This is a genomic window from Streptomyces sp. NBC_01306, from assembly GCF_026340465.1.
Classification (GTDB): domain Bacteria; phylum Actinomycetota; class Actinomycetes; order Streptomycetales; family Streptomycetaceae; genus Streptomyces.
In genome coordinates this window covers 4,582,290-4,601,210 of record NZ_JAPEPC010000001.1, presented here as the reverse complement: position 1 = coordinate 4,601,210, position 18,921 = coordinate 4,582,290, and the positions used below count along the sequence as shown (strand labels likewise).

19 protein-coding genes are annotated in these 18,921 nt (G+C 71.5%); 10 read left to right on the top strand and 9 right to left on the bottom strand.

Annotation, left to right across the window (positions count from 1 at the left end; genetic code table 11):
• Nucleotides 1-118: 118 nt before the first annotated feature.
• A complete protein-coding gene (locus OG385_RS20315) occupies nt 119-610 on the bottom strand; it encodes an ATP-binding protein (RefSeq protein WP_266856342.1) in 492 nt (163 codons plus the stop codon).
• A 117-nt stretch (nt 611-727) separates the two neighbouring features.
• Nucleotides 728-1,096: an STAS domain-containing protein gene (locus tag OG385_RS20310; RefSeq protein WP_266856340.1), complete on the bottom strand. Its 369-nt coding sequence runs from the start codon at nt 1,094-1,096 to the stop codon at nt 728-730.
• Between the two features lie 236 nt (nt 1,097-1,332).
• On the opposite strand from OG385_RS20310, the gene OG385_RS20305 reads away from it, so the two are divergent.
• Nucleotides 1,333-2,226 carry an RNA polymerase sigma factor SigF gene (locus tag OG385_RS20305; RefSeq protein WP_266861026.1) on the top strand — a complete coding sequence of 298 codons (894 nt, stop codon included), beginning with the start codon at nt 1,333-1,335 and terminating at the stop codon, nt 2,224-2,226.
• 217 nt (nt 2,227-2,443) lie between these two features.
• Here the strand turns inward: OG385_RS20305 and hutI are convergent, their stop codons facing one another.
• The 4 genes from hutI to hutU are packed head-to-tail and all read right to left on the bottom strand — an operon-like array spanning nt 2,444 to nt 7,876.
• Complete coding sequence (gene hutI / locus OG385_RS20300) at nt 2,444-3,622, bottom strand: imidazolonepropionase (protein WP_266856338.1); 1,179 nt, start codon at nt 3,620-3,622, stop codon at nt 2,444-2,446.
• Nucleotides 3,623-3,654: 32 nt separating this feature from the next.
• Nucleotides 3,655-5,004 (bottom strand): formimidoylglutamate deiminase, encoded by a 1,350-nt coding sequence (locus OG385_RS20295; RefSeq protein ID WP_266856336.1) that lies wholly within the window; start codon nt 5,002-5,004, stop codon nt 3,655-3,657.
• A complete protein-coding gene (locus OG385_RS20290) occupies nt 4,995-6,194 on the bottom strand; it encodes an allantoate amidohydrolase (protein ID WP_266861025.1) in 1,200 nt (399 codons plus the stop codon). The genes OG385_RS20295 and OG385_RS20290 overlap by 10 nt, the downstream gene beginning before the upstream one ends.
• Nucleotides 6,195-6,211: 17 nt before the next feature.
• Complete coding sequence (hutU, locus tag OG385_RS20285) at nt 6,212-7,876, bottom strand: urocanate hydratase (RefSeq protein WP_266856334.1); 1,665 nt, start codon at nt 7,874-7,876, stop codon at nt 6,212-6,214.
• Between the two features lie 119 nt (nt 7,877-7,995).
• Here hutU and OG385_RS20280 point away from each other — a divergent pair, with 119 nt between their 5' ends.
• The 5 genes from OG385_RS20280 to OG385_RS20260 all read left to right on the top strand — a co-directional run bounded on the left by OG385_RS20280 (nt 7,996) and on the right by OG385_RS20260 (nt 11,849).
• The gene (locus OG385_RS20280; RefSeq protein ID WP_266856332.1) at nt 7,996-9,435 is read left to right on the top strand and encodes a diaminopimelate decarboxylase; all 1,440 of its coding nucleotides are present in this window, start codon (nt 7,996-7,998) and stop codon (nt 9,433-9,435) included.
• A gap of 176 nt (nt 9,436-9,611) precedes the next feature.
• Nucleotides 9,612-10,046 (top strand): hypothetical protein, encoded by a 435-nt coding sequence (locus OG385_RS20275; RefSeq protein WP_266856330.1) that lies wholly within the window; start codon nt 9,612-9,614, stop codon nt 10,044-10,046.
• A 77-nt stretch (nt 10,047-10,123) separates the two neighbouring features.
• Nucleotides 10,124-10,876: a transcriptional regulator gene (locus tag OG385_RS20270; RefSeq protein WP_266861024.1), complete on the top strand. Its 753-nt coding sequence runs from the start codon at nt 10,124-10,126 to the stop codon at nt 10,874-10,876.
• A gap of 38 nt (nt 10,877-10,914) precedes the next feature.
• Complete coding sequence (locus OG385_RS20265) at nt 10,915-11,337, top strand: roadblock/LC7 domain-containing protein (protein WP_266856328.1); 423 nt, start codon at nt 10,915-10,917, stop codon at nt 11,335-11,337.
• A gap of 137 nt (nt 11,338-11,474) precedes the next feature.
• Nucleotides 11,475-11,849: a hypothetical protein gene (locus OG385_RS20260; protein WP_266856326.1), complete on the top strand. Its 375-nt coding sequence runs from the start codon at nt 11,475-11,477 to the stop codon at nt 11,847-11,849.
• A 30-nt stretch (nt 11,850-11,879) separates the two neighbouring features.
• Here the strand turns inward: OG385_RS20260 and OG385_RS20255 are convergent, their stop codons facing one another.
• The 3 genes from OG385_RS20255 to OG385_RS20245 all read right to left on the bottom strand — a co-directional run bounded on the left by OG385_RS20255 (nt 11,880) and on the right by OG385_RS20245 (nt 15,196).
• Nucleotides 11,880-12,419 (bottom strand): hypothetical protein, encoded by a 540-nt coding sequence (locus OG385_RS20255; protein WP_266861022.1) that lies wholly within the window; start codon nt 12,417-12,419, stop codon nt 11,880-11,882.
• Between the two features lie 240 nt (nt 12,420-12,659).
• The gene (locus tag OG385_RS20250; protein ID WP_266856324.1) at nt 12,660-13,496 is read right to left on the bottom strand and encodes a MurR/RpiR family transcriptional regulator; all 837 of its coding nucleotides are present in this window, start codon (nt 13,494-13,496) and stop codon (nt 12,660-12,662) included.
• Nucleotides 13,497-13,669: 173 nt separating this feature from the next.
• Nucleotides 13,670-15,196, bottom strand: coding sequence for an aromatic amino acid ammonia-lyase (locus OG385_RS20245; RefSeq protein ID WP_266861020.1), 1,527 nt, complete (start codon nt 15,194-15,196; stop codon nt 13,670-13,672).
• A 141-nt stretch (nt 15,197-15,337) separates the two neighbouring features.
• Between OG385_RS20245 and OG385_RS20240 the strand changes: the two genes are divergently transcribed.
• The 4 genes from OG385_RS20240 to OG385_RS20225 are packed head-to-tail and all read left to right on the top strand — an operon-like array spanning nt 15,338 to nt 18,805.
• The gene (locus OG385_RS20240) at nt 15,338-16,528 is read left to right on the top strand and encodes an ABC transporter ATP-binding protein (protein ID WP_266856322.1); all 1,191 of its coding nucleotides are present in this window, start codon (nt 15,338-15,340) and stop codon (nt 16,526-16,528) included.
• Nucleotides 16,525-17,184 carry an ABC transporter permease gene (locus OG385_RS20235; protein ID WP_266856320.1) on the top strand — a complete coding sequence of 220 codons (660 nt, stop codon included), beginning with the start codon at nt 16,525-16,527 and terminating at the stop codon, nt 17,182-17,184. The genes OG385_RS20240 and OG385_RS20235 overlap by 4 nt, the downstream gene beginning before the upstream one ends.
• 3 nt (nt 17,185-17,187) lie before the next feature.
• Nucleotides 17,188-17,859 (top strand): ABC transporter permease, encoded by a 672-nt coding sequence (locus tag OG385_RS20230; protein ID WP_266856318.1) that lies wholly within the window; start codon nt 17,188-17,190, stop codon nt 17,857-17,859.
• 16 nt (nt 17,860-17,875) lie between these two features.
• Entirely contained in the window at nt 17,876-18,805 is a 930-nt protein-coding gene (locus tag OG385_RS20225) for an ABC transporter substrate-binding protein (protein ID WP_266856316.1), read from the top strand.
• The last annotated feature ends 116 nt before the right edge of the window (nt 18,806-18,921 follow it).

The window sequence follows — 18,921 nt, the reverse complement described above, 5'->3', positions numbered from 1 at the left end:
TACTGACGACACATCAGATTGGGCGCTCAAGGTACGCCGGAGCCCTTGCCGAGGGAAGACAAAGAGCGCACCGGATCGGTGCGCTCAGGGGGAAGAGGAGAAAGAAGAGGTGGGAGGCCTACGCCAGCGCGGCCAGCTCGGCCCAGACCATCTTGCCGGGCCTGCCGGGCGTACGGACCACGCCCCAGTCGAGGCAGAGCCGCTCCACGATGAACATGCCGTGCCCGCCGGGCCGGCCGGCCCGGTGCGGGCTGCGCGGTGCGGGCTGGCCCGCGCCACGGTCGGCGACCTCAAGACGGAGCACCTTCTGCCCGTACGAGACGCGGAGCTCCTCGGGGCCCTCGGCGTGCAGGCACGCGTTGGTGACCAGCTCGGACACGACCAGCAGGACGTCCTCCGCCGCGGCACGGCGGTCGGCGCTCCCGGCGGGCAGCCAGGCCCAGTCGTAGAGCGCCTGGCGCGTGAAATCACGCGCCAGCGGAACAATGCCGCTCGCACTCTGCAGGGAGAGCGTGCGGATGCGGCCTTCGGCGGACACGGTAGAGGCTGGTCCGGCGCCGTCGCGCTCGGGGCCGAGGTCCCCCGGCGGCTGCTGCCGGGTGGTGCTCATCAGCGCTTCACCTCACCGATTCACCAGTTCAAAAAAGTCAGCGGTACAGAGATTGCGGAGGGACTCCTGCCCTGCCTAATGGTGACAACACTCATTTCTTTCAACAGAGTGTGCGGATCAGTCGCGCAGCGCGTCTTCGAGACAATCGTGCACGGTGAAGACCGCCTCGGCGCCTGTGATCTCGAACACTCTGGCCACCACGGGAAGCATCCCGGCCAGGTGAACCCCTCCCCCGGCGGCCTCCGCCTTGAGACGGGCCCCGAGGAGCACGTTCAGTCCGGTCGAGTCGCAGAATTCCAGCCGGGAGCAGTCGATGACCAGTCTCGACCGGCCGCGCTCCAGCGCCTGATCCAGCGGCTCGCTCAGCAATTCGGCAGTGTGGTGATCAAGCTCACCTGCCGGAGTCACGACCTCACTCCGGCCCACGGACCTGACTTCGACCTGAAGCCGGCCCCGGTTCATGCTGCCGACCGTCTCGCGGTCCATGTCCGTTCCTCTTCGCCGTGTTGGAGATGTCGCTGACGTGCGACGAAGACTACGCCTTCCGTACGCCGACCGGTAGCCGAACAACCACAACAAACCTTACCAATACGGACATTTAACACTTGCGCTTGTCCGTCACAAGCCGATAGGGGTAGTAGCGACATCATTCGAACATGGCCGGCTTCGGAGGCGCCGCTACACCGCTGAACACAGGCATCGGCAGCCATATGCCGAGAACCATGGAGGACACCATGTCACCCCGGCTCGACGAATCCCGCAGCGATACGTCGACTGCACGTCCTACCCAGCCCCACCGGATCGAGTCCGGAATCGAGGATTTTCCTGAGATTCCGCCGTACGACGAAGTGGGCCCGCTGGACGCCAGGGCCCTGTCGAAGACGCTCTTCTCGCGGCTGGAGTCCCTCGAAGAGGGAACGCACGAGTACGCGTATGTCCGCAACACGCTCGTCGAGCTCAACCTGGCCCTGGTCAAGTTCGCCGCCTCCCGGTTCCGCTCACGCAGCGAACCGATGGAAGACATCATCCAGGTCGGCACGATCGGTCTGATCAAGGCGATAGACCGCTTCGAGCTCAGCAGGGGCGTGGAATTCCCCACATTCGCGATGCCGACGATCATCGGCGAGATCAAGCGTTTCTTCCGTGACACGTCCTGGTCGGTGCGGGTGCCGCGCCGTCTCCAGGAGCTCCGTCTCGACCTCGCCAAGGCAGGCGACGAGCTCGCCCAGCAGCTCGACCGCTCCCCGACCGTGGCGGAACTCGCCGCGCGCCTCGACCTGACCAAGGAAGAGGTCGTCGAAGGGATGGCGGCGAGCAACGCGTACACCGCGAGCTCGCTGGACGCCCAGCCCGAGGAGGACGAGTCCGAGGGCGCGCTGGCCGACCGGATCGGCTACGAGGACCACGACCTCGAAGGCGTCGAGTACATCGAGTCGCTCAAGCCCCTCATAGCCGGGCTCCCCTCGCGCGACCGGCAGATCCTGTCGCTGCGCTTCGTCGCCAATATGACGCAGTCGGAGATCGGCGAAGAGCTGGGCATCTCGCAGATGCATGTGTCGCGGCTGCTGTCGCGCACTCTGGTGAAGCTGCGCAAGGGGCTGACCCTGGAGCAGTGAGGCACCGTCACGAGGAGCGTCCGTCCGTACACCGGCCGGGCAGCGCCTCGGCGGAAGAGCCGGTCCCGCTCGCCGGGACCGGCTCTTCCGCGTGCGGGGCCCGGTCCAGCCGACCTGCGTACGGAGCCGGTACAGGCGCACGTACGGCGCTCGTGCAGCCCGCGTACGCCGCTCGTGAACGGAGCTGGCACGCGGGCTGAGTGAGACCGGGCCGGGGTCAGACCACCCGGGTTCCGCGCTGCCACACCCCCGAGACCAGCGGGACACCGGGCCGGTAGGCGAGGTGGACGTGGGACGGGGCGTCGAGCAGGGTCAGGTCCGCCCTGGCCCCCGGCACGAGACGGCCGATGTCCGTGCGGCGCAGCGCCTGCGCGCCGCCCGCGGTGGCCGCCCGGAGCGCCTCGTCCGGGCTCATCCCCATGTCCCGTACCGCCAGGGCGATACAGAACGGCATGGAGGACGTGAACGACGAGCCCGGGTTGCAGTCGGTGGAGAGCGCGACCGTCACCCCGGCGTCGAGGAGGCGGCGGGCGTCCGGCCAGGCTGCGCGGGTGGAGAACTCGGCGCCCGGCAGCAGTGTGGCCACGGTGTCGCCGTCGGCCAGGGCCGTGACGTCCTCGTCGGTGAGATGGGTGCAGTGGTCGGCCGAAGCGGCGTCCAGCTCGACGGCCAGCTGCACCCCCGGCCCGTGACCGAGCTGGTTGGCGTGGACGCGCGGATGCAGGCCCCTGGCCCGCCCGGCGGTGAGGATCGCGCGGGCCTGGTCGCCGTCGAAGGCGCCCTTCTCGCAGAACACGTCGACCCAGCGGGCGTGCGGCGCACAGGCGTCGAGCATCTCGCCGGTGACCAGATCGACGTAGCCGGCGGGGTCGTCGGCGTACTCGGGCGCGACGATGTGGGCACCCAGGTAGGTGACCTCTTCGGTGTGGCGGGCCGCGATCCGCAGGGCCCGCGCCTCGTCCTGGACGGTCAGGCCGTAGCCGGATTTCGTCTCCAGCGTGGTGGTGCCCTGGCGGAGCGCCTCGTGGAGGTACGCGGCGACGTTCGCCGAGAGCTGCTCGTCGGTGGCGGTGCGGGTGGCGGCGACCGTGGTGCGGATCCCGCCCGCCGAGTAACTGCGGCCCGACATGCGCGCGTTGAACTCGGCCGTCCGGTCGCCCGCGAAGACCAGGTGGGAGTGCGAGTCGACGAACCCCGGGATCACCGCCCGGCCGCCCGCGTCGACCGCGTTGTCAGTGGCGGGTGCTTTGCTGGATTCACCGACCCAGGCGATGCGGTCGCCGTCGATGACGAGCGCCGCGTCCTGGATCAGACCGAGCGGGGATCCGTCCCCGAGGGAGGGGTCGTTGGTGACCAGACTGCCGATGTGGGTGAGGGCGGTGGCGGGGTTCGTCATCGCGGTGTGCTCCTACGTGTACGGGTTCGGGGTCAGGGACGCAGCGCCGCGATCGACTCGGCCAGTGCGTGCGGGACGTCCTGGACCAGTGCGTGGACTCCGTCGCGTACGACATGGCGGCCGCCCACGACCGTGTGGCGTACGTCGGCTGCGGAGCCGGCGAATACCGCGGTCTCCGCTCCGAGGCGCGGTACGGGCCCCGCTGTTCTGACCGTGTCGAGTGCGATCGTCGTGAGGTCGGCGAGCGCGCCGGTCTCGATGACGCCTCCCTCGGGCCAGCCGAGCGCGTTGTGCCCGTCGTCGGTGGCAGCGCGCAGCAGGGCCGCTGCCGTCCAGTGGCCCCGGGTGCGCGAGCGCAGCCGTTCGTTGAGCTCCAGGGCGCGGGCCTCTTCGAGGATGTCGATCACGGCGTGGCTGTCGCTGCCCAGGGAGAGCGGGCTGCCCGCGTGCTGGAGCCGGGCGGCGGGGCCGATGCCGTCGGCGAGATCGCGTTCGGTGGTGGGGCACATACAGGTGCCGGTCCCCGAGGAGCCGAGGAGGCGGATGTCCTCGTCGGTGAGATGGGTGTTGTGGACGCCGGTGGTGCGGGGCCCGAGGACTCCGTGGTCGGCGAGCAGCCGGGTGGGCGTGCAGCCGTGCGCCGCCAGGCAGGACTCGTTCTCGGCGGTCTGCTCGGAGAGGTGGACGTGCAGCGGGGCCCGCCGGCTCCCGGCCCAGGCGGCCACGGTGCCGAGCTGGTCGGCCGGGACCGCGCGCACGGAGTGGACGGCCGCGCCGATCCGGGCGTGGTCGCGGTCCTTCAGCAGGGACACCCGCTCGGCCCAGCTCTGCGCCGAGCCGTCGGAGAAGCGCAGCTGGTGCTTCTCGGGCTCCGCGCTGCGGTACTTGTCGATCATCCCGGACGCCAGATAGGCGGTGTCGAGGAGGGTGATGCGGATGCCCGCGTCGTCGGCGGCGGCGATCAGCGCCTCGCCCATCGCGTTCGGGTCGTCGTAGGCGGCGCCACCCGGCGTGTGGTGCACATAGTGGAATTCACCGACCACGGTGATCCCGGCCATCGCCATCTCGGCGTACACCGCGCGGGCGAGCGCGTGGTAGGTGTCCGGGGTCAGCCGGGCGGCCACGCCGTACATCACGTCGCGCCAGGTCCAGAAGGTGCCGGAGCCCACCTGGGCGGCGGACCGCAGGGCGCGGTGGAAGGCGTGGCTGTGGGCGTTCGCCAGGCCCGGGATGGTCAGGCCGCGCAGGGCCGTCGCGCCGGGCGGTGGCGCCGGCACCTCCTTGCGGACAGCCGTGATCCGGCCCTGGTCGGTCTCCAGGACGACGCCCGGCTCGACGTGTGTGTCGAGCCAGGCGTGTTCCAGCCAGTACGTCACCTGCACGCCAGGCCCTCCAGTACATCGGCGAGTGCGGTCACCCCGGCCAGGCAGTCGTCCTCACCGGCGTTCTCCGCCGGGGAGTGCGAGACGCCCGTGGGGTTGCGTACGAACAGCATGGCGGTCGGGACGGACGCGGAGAGGATCCCGGCGTCGTGTCCCGCGCCCGTTCCGAGAACGGGCACGTCGGTGCCGTCGCCACCGAGGATCTTGCGGAGTTCGTCGCGCAGGGCGTGCTCGAACTCGACGACGGGGGTGAAGGACTCCCGGGTGACGCGGACGTCCACGCCGTCCCGCTCGCCGCGTTCCCTGGCCGCCTGCTCGATACCGGCGATGACCGTGTCCAGGGTCGACTGGTCGGCGGCGCGCGAGTCGAGCCAGCCGCGCACCAGGGAGGGGATCGCGTTGACCCCGTTCGGCTCGACGGAGACCTTGCCGAAGGTGGCCACGGCGCCCGCGAGTTCCGCCTGGCGGCGGGCGGCGATGACCGTCTCGGCGTACGTCAGCATCGGGTCGCGGCGGTCCACCAGACGGGTCGTCCCGGCGTGGTTGGCCTCGCCGTGGAAGTCGTACCGCCAGCGGCCGTGCGGCCAGATCGCCGAGGCGATACCGACCGGGTCGCCGCTGAGGTCGAGGGCGCGCCCCTGCTCCACATGGAGCTCGACGAAGGCGCCGATCCGGGCGAGCCGCTGGGGGTCGGGGCCGATACCGGCGGGGTCGTACCCGGCCTGCTCCATGGCGTCGGGCAGCGAGATGCCGTCGCCGTCGCGGAGCCGGTGCGCCTGGTCGACGGTGAGCTGTCCGGCGGCGAGCCGGGAGCCCACACAGGCGAGCCCGAAGCGGGCTCCTTCCTCGTCGCCGAAGTTGCTGATCGCCAGCGGCCTGGTGAACTCGGCTCCCCTGCGGCGGAGTTCGTCGAGCGCGGCGAAGGAGGAGACCACCCCGAGAGGGCCGTCGAAGGCACCGCCGTCCGGTACGGAGTCCAGATGCGAGCCGGTGACGACGGCGTCGGTGCCCAGCGGGTCACCCAGCCAGGCCCACTGGTTGCCGTTGCGGTCGAGTTCGTAGGTGAGACCGCGGGCCAGCGCCTGGTCCTTGAACCAGGCGCGGCAGTCGGCGTCGGCGCCGGTCCAGGCGTGCCGGCGGTACCCGCCGGACTCGGAGCTGCGGCCGATGGGCAGCAGCTCCGCCCACATCTCGTGGAACGAGGAGGTCACTGCTGCCCGCCCTCACGCATCGGGATGCGGACGCCGCGCTCGTCGGCCACCCGCTCGGCGATGTCGTATCCGGCGTCGACATGGCGGATGACGCCCATGCCCGGGTCGTTGGTGAGCACCCGGCGGATCTTCTCGCCCGCGAGCGGGGTGCCGTCGGCCACCGAGACCTGCCCGGCGTGGATGGAGCGGCCCATGCCGACCCCGCCGCCGTGGTGGATGGAGACCCAGGAGGCACCGGACGCGACATTGACCATGGCGTTGAGCAGCGGCCAGTCCGCGATGGCGTCGGAGCCGTCGAGCATGGCTTCGGTCTCGCGGTACGGAGAGGCGACCGAGCCGCAGTCGAGGTGGTCGCGGCCGATGACCAGCGGGGCGGCGAGGGTGCCGTCGGCGACCATGTCGTTGAAGCGGGCGCCGGCCTTGTCGCGCTCGCCCTGGCCGAGCCAGCAGATGCGGGCGGGCAGGCCCTGGAAGTGGACGCGCTCACCGGCCATCTTGATCCAGCGGTGCAGCGACTCGTTCTCCGGGAACAGCTCCAGGAGCGCCTTGTCCGTCTTGTGGATGTCCGCGGCCTCACCGGAGAGCGCGGCCCAGCGGAACGGTCCCTTGCCCTCGCAGAAGAGCGGGCGGATATAGGCGGGCACGAAGCCGGGGAAGTCGAACGCCCGGCTGTAACCGGCGAGTTGGGCTTCACCGCGGATGGAGTTGCCGTAGTCGAAGACCTCGGCCCCGGCGTCCATGAAGCCGACCATGGCCTCGACGTGCCGGGCCATCGACTCGCGGGCGCGCACCGTGAAGTCGGCGGGCTTCTCGGCGGCGTACGCGGCCATGTCGTCGAAGTCGATGCCGAGCGGCAGGTAGGCGAGCGGGTCGTGGGCGGAGGTCTGGTCCGTCACGATGTCGATCGGCGCGCCCTCGGCGAGCATCCGGGGCAGCAGTTCGGCGGCGTTGCCGAGGAGGCCGATGGAGAGCGGCTTGCGGGCGTCGCGCGCCTCGGTGGCGAGCTGGAGGGCGTGCTCCAGGGAGTTCGCGCGGACGTCCAGGTAGCGGTGCTCGATACGGCGCTCGATGGCACGCGGGTCGACGTCGATACAGATCGCGACGCCGTCGTTCATCGTCACGGCGAGCGGCTGGGCGCCGCCCATGCCGCCGAGCCCGGCGGTGAGCGTGATGGTCCCGGCGAGCGTGCCGTTGAAGCGCTTGGCGGCGACGGCGGCGAAGGTCTCGTAGGTGCCCTGGAGGATGCCCTGGGTGCCGATGTAGATCCAGGAGCCGGCCGTCATCTGGCCGTACATGGTGAGCCCGAGCGATTCGAGCCGCCGGAACTCCTCCCAGTTGGCCCAGTCACCCACCAGGTTGGAGTTGGCGATGAGCACGCGCGGGGCCCACTCGTGGGTCTGCATCACGCCGACCGGGCGGCCCGACTGGACGAGCATCGTCTCGTCCTGCTTGAGCGTCTGCAGCGTGCGCACCATGGCGTCGAAGGAGCACCAGTCGCGGGCGGCCTTGCCGGTGCCGCCGTAGACGACGAGCTTGTCGGGGTGCTCGGCGACCTCCGGGTCCAGGTTGTTCTGGAGCATGCGCAGGGCGGCCTCCTGCTGCCATCCCAGGGTGCTCAGCTCCGTACCGCGCGGCGCTCGTACCGGCCGGGGTCCTGACATGGTCTGCCTCCTCGATGCCACACTGTTACACGTTCTATTCACATCTTGACCAGATGAATAGAACTAGTCAATACGCTCGGGCATCCCACCCCACCCCAGTCGATGATTGGCTGGATCACATGGCTTCTGAAACGGGTTCTGGAACAGCCGCCGAGACGGGCTCCGGCACGGGTTCGCGTACGGGTTCGGCTACGGGCGCCGGTGCGGGTTCCGAGACGGGTGCCGTCGCACGGCGTGAGCAGGCCGTACGAGCCGCGGTGGCGACCGGTCTCGCCGGGCCGGAGAGCCCCGTCGTCGGGCTCCTGGACATCCACGGCATCCGCTCCGGCGCGGCCGCCCTGCGGGCCGCCTTCGAGGAGGTCACCCCGCCGGGTACCTCCGTTCTGCACGCTTTCGCCGTGAAGGCGGCCCCGCTCGTCCCCGTGCTGCGGCTGCTCGCCGATGAGGGCATCGGCGCGGAGGTCGCGAGCCCGGGTGAGCTGGCGCTGGCCCGCGCCGCGGGGGTGCGCCCGGCGCATACCGTGCTGGACTCCCCCGCCAAGACCCCCGCCGAGCTGCGCGAGGCGCTCGCCATCGGGATCGCCGTGAACGCCGACAACCCGCAGGAGCTGGCCCGGCTCGACGCCCTCGTCCGGTCGGCCCCGACGGCCTCACCGCTGGGCCTGCGCGTCAATCCACAGACCGGCGCCGGCTCCATCGGCGCGCTGTCGACGGCCACCGCGACCTCCAAGTTCGGGGTGGCGCTGCGCGACGAGGGCGCCCGCGAGTGGGTCGTCCGCGCCTTCCTGGACCGCCCCTGGCTGAACCGGCTGCACACCCATTCGGGCTCACAGGGCGTACCGCTGGCGCTCATGGCCGAGGGCGTACGGGCCGTCCACGAACTGGCCGAGGAGATCAACGCGGCGGCGGGCAGGCAGCAGATCGACACCATCGACATCGGCGGCGGCCTCCCGGTGAACTTCTCGTCGGACGGCGAGACCCCCACGTACGCCGAGTACGCACGGCTCCTCAAGGCGACCGCGCCCGGCCTGCTCGACGGCCGCTACGGCCTGGTCACCGAGTTCGGCCGCTCGCTGCTCGCCAAGCACGGCACGATCCTGGCCCGCGTCGAGTACGCCAAGTCGGCGGGCGGCCGGGCCATCGCTGTCACCCACGCCGGGGTCCAGGTGGCCACCCGCACCGTGTACGCGCCCGCTTCCTGGCCGCTGCGGATCGCCGCGTACGACAGTGAGGGCCGCCCCAGTACGGCCCCCGTCACCGCTCAGGACATCGCGGGCCCCGCCTGCTTCGCGGGCGACCTGCTGGCGGAGGACCGGGAGCTGCCGCTGCTCGGTCAGGGGGACTACGTGGCGGTGCTGGACACCGGGGCGTACTACTTCGCGCACCACTACGCGTACAACAGCCTTGCCAGGCCCGCGGTTTACGGGTTCGCGGCGGGGGCGGCGGCCGAGACCGCGTCCGGCGCGCGGGGTGTCCGGTTCGCGACGGTGCGGGACGCGCAGAGCGTGGCGGAGATCGTCGCCGAGTCGGGCGGGGCGCACACGGACGCGCTGCTCTGACACGCACCGGCCGAAGGCGCGAGCACAGCCGGAACGCAGACCCTAATCCCGCCGCGCATGTTCCGCTGGAAAATGCCAGAACTCCCCTCAGAGTGCTGAACGTTGCGTAACTTGGCCGTCACTGCTGCACGGCCGCCCCCGCGGCCACGCGCACCACGCTGGGAGGGGAGTTCCGCGTGCCCGGAATCGACGAGTGTCTGCTGGAAGCCATGCGGCTGCCCGGTTCCCTCGGTGCCGCCGTGGTCGACTGGACCAGCGGACTCGCACTCGGCACCATCGGCGAGTCACCGAACAACGACCACGAGGCGACCGCGGCCGAGACCGCGGAGCTGGCCCGGATGGCCGCCGAACAACCCGCGTTCGCCCCGGCACCGGCCACGGCCACGGAGGCCACCGGCGAGCTGCCGGGATTCTCAACACCCGCCCCGCGTGAGGGACTTCCGGTCGAGGACGTCATCGTCACCAACCGCACCGGTTACCACATCCTGCGCTTCGTCGAGACGACCTTCGACAGCAGCGTCTTCCTGCATCTCTGGCTCGACCGCGACGAGGGCAATCTGGCGCTCGCCCGATTACGGCTGCGGGACCTGGCCGGGCGACTGGTGCTGTGATGACCGCCGCGACCACGACAGGCCCCGGCACCGGACCGCCGGACAGACCTCCGGCCAGACCCCCGGGCGTCTCGCCCATGCTCGTCCGCCTCGCGGGCGAACGTGCCACCGGCGCCCTGCTGCGTGACCGCGGCACGCTCTATCTGGTCGACGGCCAGGTGGTGCACGCCGAGAGCCCGGTCGCCCCCGGGATAGACGTCCTGCTGACGACCTCGGGACGGCTGCACCCCGAGGGGTGGCGGCAGGCCCTGGACCGCGCCGGGGCCCACGGCCGGGTCGGCCGGTTCCTGGTCGAGAGCGGCCAGGTCGCCGACGGCGAGCTGGAGATCTGCCACCTCGGCGCCCTGCACGACGCGGCGTACTTCGCCCTCGCCCCCAGCAGCGGCCCCACCCGCTTCCGTTACGGCGTCGCCCACTGGATCGGCACGGTGCACCCGGTGCCGGCCGAAGCGGTGGAGCGGGAGGCCGCCCGCCGCCGGGAACTGCTCGACCGGCTCTGGCCGTACCCGGACATCGACACCGCCCCGGTGGTACGGGTCCCGAGCCGCCCCGACGCGCCGGTCACCCCGCGCCAGCGCGCCGTGCTCGACCTGGTGGACGGGGTCCGCACCCCGCCCGGCATCGCCAGGGCGCTGGGCCGCCCGGCCTTCCACACCCTCATCGACGTCCGCAGGCTGGCAGCCGCCGGCGCCGTCGAGACCCCGCGCGCACCCGTACCGCAGGCGCCCGCGGTTCCCGCCCGGTACGCCGGCGCGGTCGCCGGTGTGTCGCCGGACCCGGATGTCGCCCTGCTCCGCCGGCTGCGAGACGCATTGGAGGCCACGCTGTGATCCGCGCTCTGCGGCAGCGCGCCGAGAGGAGACAACTGATGTCCGCGGAGGCCGAAGTGCTGGAAGAACTGAGGCGGTTGAGAGCCCGGGTGCCCCTGATCAGCGGGGCGCTCGCGGCCAGCGCCGACGGCCTGGTGCTGGCGCAGGACACCACGTCGGCCGAGGGCGAGTCCGTCGCCGCGCTCACCGCGGCGGCCCTCGGTGTCGCGCAGCGGCTGACCGAGACGACGGGCCAGGGCGCCTTCCGTGAGCTGCTGGTCCGCGGCGAGCACGGCTATGTGGCGACGTACGCGGCGGGGCCGTCCGCGGTGCTCACCCTGCTCGCCCAGCCGCGCATCAACGTGGGCCGGCTGCATCTGGAGGCCCGCCGATCGAGCACCCGGATCGGGGAACTGGTCGACGGCGCCCTCGACCGGCCGGAAAGCCCACGCCCGGGCAGCCAACGCCCGGAGAGCCCATGACCGGAGAGCCCATGACCGACACACCCCGCTCCCGGGCCGCCCGCACCCGTGCTCGTACTCGTACTCCGGCATCGGAATCCAGCCACTCGGACACCACTCGTTCTGCCACCCACCAGAAGAAGGGAAGTGCGCCTCTCATGGCGAACACCGAAACCGCACTCAAGGACGCGATGAGCTCGATCGAGGGCACCATCGGCGTGGCCCTCGTCGACTACACCAGCGGAATGGCCCTCGGCACGCTCGGCGGCGGCAAGGACCTCGATCTGGCCGTGGCCGCAGCCGGGAACACGGATGTGGTCCGTGCCAAGGTGCGGACCATGGAGCACCTCGGCCTCACGGACGAGATCGAGGACATCCTGATCACCCTGGGCGAGCAGTACCACCTGATCCGGCTGCTCAAGGGACGCGGGAACAACGGCCTGTTCCTCTATCTGGCGCTGGACAAGTCCCGGGCGAACCTCGCGATGGCCCGTCACCAGCTGAAGAAGATCGAGGCCGAACTGGAGGTGTGACCCGGCCGTTGCCACACCCCGGCGGCCCTGTCAGCGACGCCGCGCCCCGCCAGGTGCGGCGTCGCCCGCGAGGACACCCGTCGAGCTGTAGCCCTTGACCGGCTTCCCCGCGGGGCCCCGCGCGATCCAGTCGGTACGGACCCAGAACAGCAGGTCGTCCGCGTGTTCGCGACGGCCGAGCCGTACCGCCTTGAGCCAGAGCCCGGCGCCCGCCCCGGCGAGGGTCAGCCCGCCCGCGGCGGGAAGCGCGAACGACGAGCCGAGCGCCGCGGCGAAGGCCGCGAGCAGCCACCAGCGGTGAGCGCGCCGCCAGTTCCGTACGGTCACGGCCCGGTCCTGGAGGAAGTCCGAACGGCCCGCGCGCGAGGGCGACTTCGACAGATGGGCGAACCGGCGCCTGCGGACCAGGGCCACCAGCGCGCAGGTGACCAGCGCGAGCGCGGCCCCGGCCAGGAGCCCGATCCTGCGCCCCGTCAGTCCGGGCAGCAGCGCCCCGGCGGCCGCGGCCACCAGCCCCAGCCACCACAGCGGCGCGGCCCCGGCCCGTACCAGCACCGCGACCCTCGCCACGGTCCGCGGCCGACCCTTCCCGGGCCGCTCCGGCCGCCGGTCCTGCCCCTGCCCCTGCGTCTGCGTCTGCTTCCGCACCTGTGTCTGCGTCTGCGCTCTGCCGCGCCCCACGTCCGTACTCCCTCCGCACGCCTGCTCCGGACCGAGCGGAGATTAGCGACGGTTTCTGAGTACGCCGTGAGAAGCCCGAGGCCACGCCACAAACAGCTACCCCACGAGCAGCCACCCCACGCCGAACAGCTACTCCACGAACAGCCCCCGCGCCGCCGCCCGTGTGTCGAACTCCTCCAGGCGCGACTGCGCCTCCGGCAGGTCGTCGCACATCGCCTCAAGCAGCACCCGCCCCAGCAGCATCGGCCCGCACACCGTGTCGAAGGCCAGGCCGGTGCCGACGGCCGCGGGGATCAGGATGTCGCTGTGCCGGGCGACCGGCGCGAAGGCCGAGTCGGCGACCGTCACCACGGTCAGCCCGGCCGACTGGGCGTACGCGAGCGCCTCGACCACCTCACGCGGGTGGCGCGGCAGCGCGAAGCAGAGCAGCACCGTGGCCCCCGCCCGTACCGAGGCGTCGATACGGTCGGCCAGCATCGTGCCGCCCTCGTCGAGCAGCCGGACATCCCGGTGGACCTTGGCAGCGAAGTACGCGAACCCCCTGGCCTGCGAGGAGGCGGCGCGCAGCCCCAGTACCGGCAGCGTCGGGGACTGCGCGAGCAGCCGGCCGGCGCGCTCCACCAGTGAGGGATCGGCCAGTACCTCGGCGAGCCGGCGCAGATTCTCCATCTCGGAGTGGACGGCCTGCTGATACTCGTTGAGGCTGTCGTCGTCCGCCTCACGTCCGGCCGGGGCGACCTCCCGCAGGTGCCGGCGCAGCGCCGGGTAGCCGTCGAAGCCGAGCGCCACCGCGAACCGGGTGACGGACGGCTGGCTGACCCCGGCCAGTTCGGCCAGTTCGACGGAGGAGAGGAAAGGCGCCTCGGCAGCCTGCCGCACCATGCAGTGCGCGATACGCCGCTGGGTCGGTGTCAGCCGATGCCCTTCGAAGAGCTGTTGCAGCCGTGCGGCCGGGCTGTCGCTCATGCCGTCATCCCCCTCAAGTTCCACATCCAGATCAGAGTTCATTGAACCGCCCGCCTCCCGGACGCCCGCTCCGGGGCACCGCCCGCGTCGGAGGACCCTCGGAAGCCCCTCGGATGTCCCTCGGCGGCCCCTCAGGTCCCGGACCCTCGGAGGTCATTGAACCGCCCGGTCCCTCAGAGGTCATGGAACCGGTCGAGCAGCGCGGCCGCCGTCTCGACGTCGTCGGTGAGCGGCCGGTCCGCGTGGTCCGGGTCGAGCACCTCGTCCGCCAGGGCGAAGGCACGGCCGACCGGCAGGTCCGGGTCGATCCGCAGCTCGCGCTGGCGCAACGCCCGTACGGCGGAGACCAGTTCACAGCCCACGACATAGCGGTACGCGCGTCCGGCCCGCAGCGCCTGCCGGGCCGCGATCGAGGCGAAGCTGGCCTGTTCCTCGACACCGCGGGAGAGGACCGCGTGCCCGAGCGAGGCCGGCGCGGACAGGGCGCTCAGCTCGCCGAGTGCCGCTCCGGCCGCGTACTCCAGGATCATCACGCCCGACGACGCCGCCTCGCCGTCGGCGAGGAAGGGCCTGAGCCGGGTGAACCCGGGTTCGTTCAGCTCGGAGAGCCGGGAGGTGGAGAGCCGGGCGGTCTGGGTGAGGGCCAGCCTGAAGTGGTCGAGCGCCAGGGCCAGCTGGGCCATGTAGAAGCCGCCGTGGTGGTAGGCCGCCATGTCCTCCGCGTGGATCAGCGGGTTCTCGGCCGCCGCGTTGATCTCGACGGCGATGGTGCGTTCCAGCAGGTCGGCCGCGTCCTGGGCGGGTCCGTGGATCTGCGGGACACAGCGGAAGCCGTACGGGTCCTGGATGCGGCCCAGCGGCGGGGTGGGCCGCTCGGGTGCGCCGAGCAGTCGGCGGCTGCGGGCGGCGACGGCGTACGAGCCGGGGTGCGGGCGGGCCGCGTGCACCGGCTCCGCGTACGCCTCGAAGGAGCCGTCCACGGCGAGCAGCGACAGCGCGGCCACCACCTGGGTCGCGTCGACCAGTGCGCGCAGCTCGTCGAGTGCGAGCGCGGCCTGTCCGAGCGTGAGGGCGTTGCTGCTGATCAGGGCGAGTGCGTCGTTGTTGTCGAGGCGCAGCGCGGCGGGCGGCGGGCCGCCCTGCCAGGGGTGCTCGCCGGCCAGCGCGAGGCCCATCTGGGCGAGGGCCGCGATGTCACCGGTCCCGACCGAGCCGAACTCGTTGACGACGGGGTGGGCGCCGGACTCCAGGGCTTCGCAGAGCGCGGTGACGACGGTGGGCCGCAGTCCGGCCCCTCCGGCGAGCAGCTGGTTGGCGCGTACTGCGAGCATGGCCCTGACCTCGTGGCCCGGCAGCGGATCCCCGATGGCCCCGGCGTGCGAGCGCAGCAGCCGCAGCCCGTGGTCGGCGGCTGCGCCGGACGGCACCGACTCGTTACGGTTGGCGCCGACACCGGTGGAACGGCCGTACACCCGACCCGACGCGGCGAGCTCACGCGCCGCGTCCCACGACTGTTCGGCACGCTTCATCGCCTCGGTACCGGGTACGGGCCTGGCCGTGCCACGGGCGAGCCGGACCACGTCGGCGACCGGAAGGGACTCACCGTCGAGGACCACGATGCCGGTCGGGGCGCTGCCGGTCCGGGAGCTGCCGGTGGTCCGGGGGCTGCCGGTCCCGGTGTCCACCGTGCGGTACGACATCATGCGCGAACGCCTCCTTTTCCCGACATTCGGTCTTGCCTCATGGACCGGCACCACCAGAGTTTCAGCGCAGCCCATTGACAAATTATTCAGACACCGAGAACTCTGCATGACCATATGCAGCCGGGCAAGGGATGACCGATGATCAAATTCGACTCCGTGCACAAACGCTTCCCGAACGGCACCACCGCGGTCCACGACCTCAACCTGGACATGCCGGAGGGGCAGATCACGGTCCTCGTCGGATCGTCCGGGTGCGGCAAGACCACCACTCTCCGCATGATCAACCGCATGGTCGACCCGTCGTCGGGGACGATCCGCCTCGCGGGCAAGGACATCCTCGAAGCGGACGCCGCCGAGCTACGGCGCGGCATCGGGTACGTCATCCAGCAGTCCGGGCTCTTCCCGCACCGGACGATCCTGGACAACGTGGCCACCGTCCCGCTGCTCCTCGGCTGGGGCCGCAAGAAGGCCCGTGCCCGCGCTGCGGAGCTCCTGGAGACGGTCGGGCTGAACGCCGACACCGGCAAGCGCTATCCGCACCAGCTCTCCGGCGGCCAGCAGCAGCGCGTCGGGGTGGCCCGCGCGCTCGCGGCCGACCCGCCGGTGCTGCTGATGGACGAGCCGTTCGGCGCGGTGGACCCGGTGGTCCGCACCCAGCTCCAGGACGAGCTGCTGCGGCTCCAGAAGGACCTGAACAAGACCATCGTCTTCGTCACCCACGACATAGACGAGGCCGTCCGGCTCGGCGACCGCATCGCGGTCTTCCGTACCGGCGGCCATCTCGTCCAGTGCGCCGAGCCCGCCGAACTGCTCGCCAGGCCCGCCGACGACTTCGTGGCGGACTTCCTGGGCGCCGAGCGCGGGCTGAAGCTGCTGTCCCTCTCCACCCTCGCGGGGATACCCCAGACCCCTGCCCCGGTCGTCCGCGCCGATGAGCGGATGGATGAGCGAATATCCCAGGGGAAGGGCTCGGGCCGCTGGCAGCTGGTGGCATCCGCCGACAACAGGCCGCTCGGCTGGCTCGACACGGACGCCGCACCGGCGGCCGGGACGGCGGGCGACGCCCCGCTGCTGCCCGTCCGGGCGCTGCGCGACACCGACTCGCTGCTGTCGGCGCTCAACGAGTCCGTCTCGTCCCCGGCCGGTCTGGTGGCCCGGGTGGACGCCGACGGCGCACTGACCGGCGTCACCTCGCGCGACGCGATACACGACCGTGCGGGCGAGGCCCACACGAGCGCGGGAGCCGCCGGCACCCCCGCGGCGACCGGCACCACCGACGCCACGGAGACCGGTCCCACCGACGCCACGAAGACCGGTTCCGCCGCATGACCGTCGACTGGGGCTGGTTCCCCGACCACACCGCTGAGATGGCGCACCTGACCGCGGACCATCTCTCCACCGCGGTGCCCGCCGTCCTCATCGGCCTGCTGATCGCGCTCCCGCTGGCGGTCGTCGCCCACCGGGTACGGGCGCTGCGCGGCTTCGTACTCGGCATCTCCAACATCCTCTACACGATCCCGTCGCTGGCCTTCTTCGTCCTGCTGCTGCCCATCACCGGGCTCACCCGGACGACGGCGATCACCGGCCTGACCGCGTACACCCTGGTGGTGCTCGTACGGAACACCGTCGAGGGCCTGGACGCGGTGCCCGCCAAGGTGCGCGAGGCGTCCACCGCCATGGGCACCCGGCCGCTGCGCACCCTGCTCACCGTGGAACTGCCGCTGGCGCTCCCGGTGATCATGGCCGGTATCCGGGTCTCCACGGTGATGTCGATCTCGCTGGTGAGCGTCGCCAGCTACATCGGGTACGGCGGCCTCGGCCAGCTCTTCACCGACGGCTTCCAGCGCAACTACCCCACCCCGGTCGTCGCCGGAGTGATCCTGACCCTGCTGCTCGCGCTGGTGGCGGACGCGCTGCTCGTCACCGTCCAGTGGCTGTGCACGCCCTGGACCAGGCAGCGCCATTCCATGAAGAGGGGCGCCTGACCCATGCTGGAACTCCTCAAGAACCTCGCGTCCTGGCTGACCAGCCCCGCCCAGTGGTCCGGCCAGGAAGGCATCGCGCACCGGCTGGTCGAGCACCTTCAGTACTCGCTGCTCGCCACCGTCATCGCGGCCGTCATCGCGCTCCCCATCGGAATGCTGATCGGCCACACCGGGCGCGGCGCGTTCATCGCGGTCAACCTGGCGTCGTTCGGCCGCGCGCTGCCCACCGTCGGCCTGGTGACCCTGGTCTTCCTCGCGGGCGGGCTCTCCATCTGGCCGGTGTACGTCTCACTGGTCGCCCTCGCCGTGCCGGTGATCATCACCAACACGTACGCGGGCATGGCCGCCGTCGACCCGGAGGTCAAGGACGCGGCGAAAGGGGTGGGGCTCCGCGGCCACCAGGTCCTCTGGCAGGTCGAACTCCCGCTCGCGCTGCCCCTGATCATGACCGGCATCCGGCTGGCGACCGTGCAGGTCGTGGCCACCGCCACCATCGCCGCCTATGTCAGCTTCGGCGGCCTGGGCCGGTACGTGTTCGACGGGCTCGCCCAGCGCGACCTGGTACAGGTGCTCGGCGGTGCGGTGCTGGTCGCCGTCCTGGCCGTCATCGCCGACCTGGCCCTGGGCGGGGTGCAGCGGCTGCTGCTGCGCGGCCGACCCGACACCGCCCGCTGACTTCTGGAGACCCGAGATGAACCGACGTACCGCACTCACCGCCCTGCTGGCCGGCGCATCGGCGCCGATGCTCGCCGCCTGCTCGTCCGGCATCACGTCCCTCAACGGAGGTGGCTCCGGCGGCGACGCCGGAAGCAGCTCGGGCGGGCTGGTCATCGGCACCGCCAACTTCACCGAGAACCAGATACTCGGCTACCTCTACGCGGGGGCGCTCAAGGCCGCGGGCATCAAGTCCACGGTCAAGCCGAACCTGGGCTCCCGCGAGATCATCGTCCCCGCGCTGAAGGGGGGCGACATCGATCTGCTCCCCGAATACCAGGGCAGTCTGCTGCTCTATCTGAACAAGAAGGCCACCGAGACGGAGGCGGGCGCCATGCAGAACGCGCTGGCCGCCGTGCTGCCCGCGAGCCTGGAGGTCCTGCCGTACGCGGCGGCCGAGGACCGCGACAGCTTCGCGGTGACCCGTGAGACGGCCGACAAGTACGGACTCAAGACCCTCGCCGACCTGAAGAAGGCCAACGGCAAGCTGGTGTTCGGCGCGGCGGCCGAGATGCAGAAGCGGGTCGTGGGGGTCGTCGGCCTGAAGGACCAGTACGGCGTGGAGTTCAAGGAGTTCAAGGCACTGGACTCGTCGGGCCCGCTGGTCAAGGGCGCGCTGAAGAAGGGCGATGTGGATGTCGCCAACGTCTTCACCACGGATGTGGATGTCGCGGCGAACCACTGGGTCGTCCTGGAGGACCCGAAGCACCTGGTGCCCGCGCAGCACATCGTCCCGCTGATCGCCGCCCGCAAGGCGGACGGCAAGGTCCGCAAGGCGCTGGCCCTGCTGGGCAACGCGCTGACGACGGAGGAGCTGACGAAGCTGAACAGCCTGGTGGACAAGGACAAGAAGGACCCGGACCGGGTCGCGGACGCGTGGCTGAAGCAGCACAGGCTGATGGCGTAGCAGGCTGTTGCTGGGGGGGGCCGCCCCCGGCCCCCCGGTCCTCGAACTCCCCCGGACTTCATACGGAGGGACCCTCAGGACGGGCTTGGTTTTCAAGCCCGCCCTGAGGGCGCCTC

What these genes read in the sequence shown, in the direction of transcription:
- hutI (WP_266856338.1), bottom strand. Translation starts at nt 3,622, where the DNA reads ATGACGAACCCCGCCACCGCCCTCACCCACATCGGCAGTCTGGTCACC.
- OG385_RS20240 (WP_266856322.1), top strand. Translation starts at nt 15,338, where the DNA reads ATGATCAAATTCGACTCCGTGCACAAACGCTTCCCGAACGGCACCACC.
- OG385_RS20265 (WP_266856328.1), top strand. Translation starts at nt 10,915, where the DNA reads ATGTCCGCGGAGGCCGAAGTGCTGGAAGAACTGAGGCGGTTGAGAGCC.
- OG385_RS20280 (WP_266856332.1), top strand. Translation starts at nt 7,996, where the DNA reads ATGGCTTCTGAAACGGGTTCTGGAACAGCCGCCGAGACGGGCTCCGGC.
- OG385_RS20230 (WP_266856318.1), top strand. Translation starts at nt 17,188, where the DNA reads ATGCTGGAACTCCTCAAGAACCTCGCGTCCTGGCTGACCAGCCCCGCC.
- hutU (WP_266856334.1), bottom strand. Translation starts at nt 7,876, where the DNA reads ATGTCAGGACCCCGGCCGGTACGAGCGCCGCGCGGTACGGAGCTGAGC.
- OG385_RS20235 (WP_266856320.1), top strand. Translation starts at nt 16,525, where the DNA reads ATGACCGTCGACTGGGGCTGGTTCCCCGACCACACCGCTGAGATGGCG.
- OG385_RS20260 (WP_266856326.1), top strand. Translation starts at nt 11,475, where the DNA reads ATGGCGAACACCGAAACCGCACTCAAGGACGCGATGAGCTCGATCGAG.
- OG385_RS20290 (WP_266861025.1), bottom strand. Translation starts at nt 6,194, where the DNA reads ATGTGGGCGGAGCTGCTGCCCATCGGCCGCAGCTCCGAGTCCGGCGGG.
- OG385_RS20270 (WP_266861024.1), top strand. Translation starts at nt 10,124, where the DNA reads ATGCTCGTCCGCCTCGCGGGCGAACGTGCCACCGGCGCCCTGCTGCGT.
- OG385_RS20305 (WP_266861026.1), top strand. Translation starts at nt 1,333, where the DNA reads ATGGAGGACACCATGTCACCCCGGCTCGACGAATCCCGCAGCGATACG.
- OG385_RS20315 (WP_266856342.1), bottom strand. Translation starts at nt 610, where the DNA reads ATGAGCACCACCCGGCAGCAGCCGCCGGGGGACCTCGGCCCCGAGCGC.
- OG385_RS20225 (WP_266856316.1), top strand. Translation starts at nt 17,876, where the DNA reads ATGAACCGACGTACCGCACTCACCGCCCTGCTGGCCGGCGCATCGGCG.
- OG385_RS20310 (WP_266856340.1), bottom strand. Translation starts at nt 1,096, where the DNA reads ATGGACCGCGAGACGGTCGGCAGCATGAACCGGGGCCGGCTTCAGGTC.
- OG385_RS20245 (WP_266861020.1), bottom strand. Translation starts at nt 15,196, where the DNA reads ATGTCGTACCGCACGGTGGACACCGGGACCGGCAGCCCCCGGACCACC.
- OG385_RS20250 (WP_266856324.1), bottom strand. Translation starts at nt 13,496, where the DNA reads ATGAGCGACAGCCCGGCCGCACGGCTGCAACAGCTCTTCGAAGGGCAT.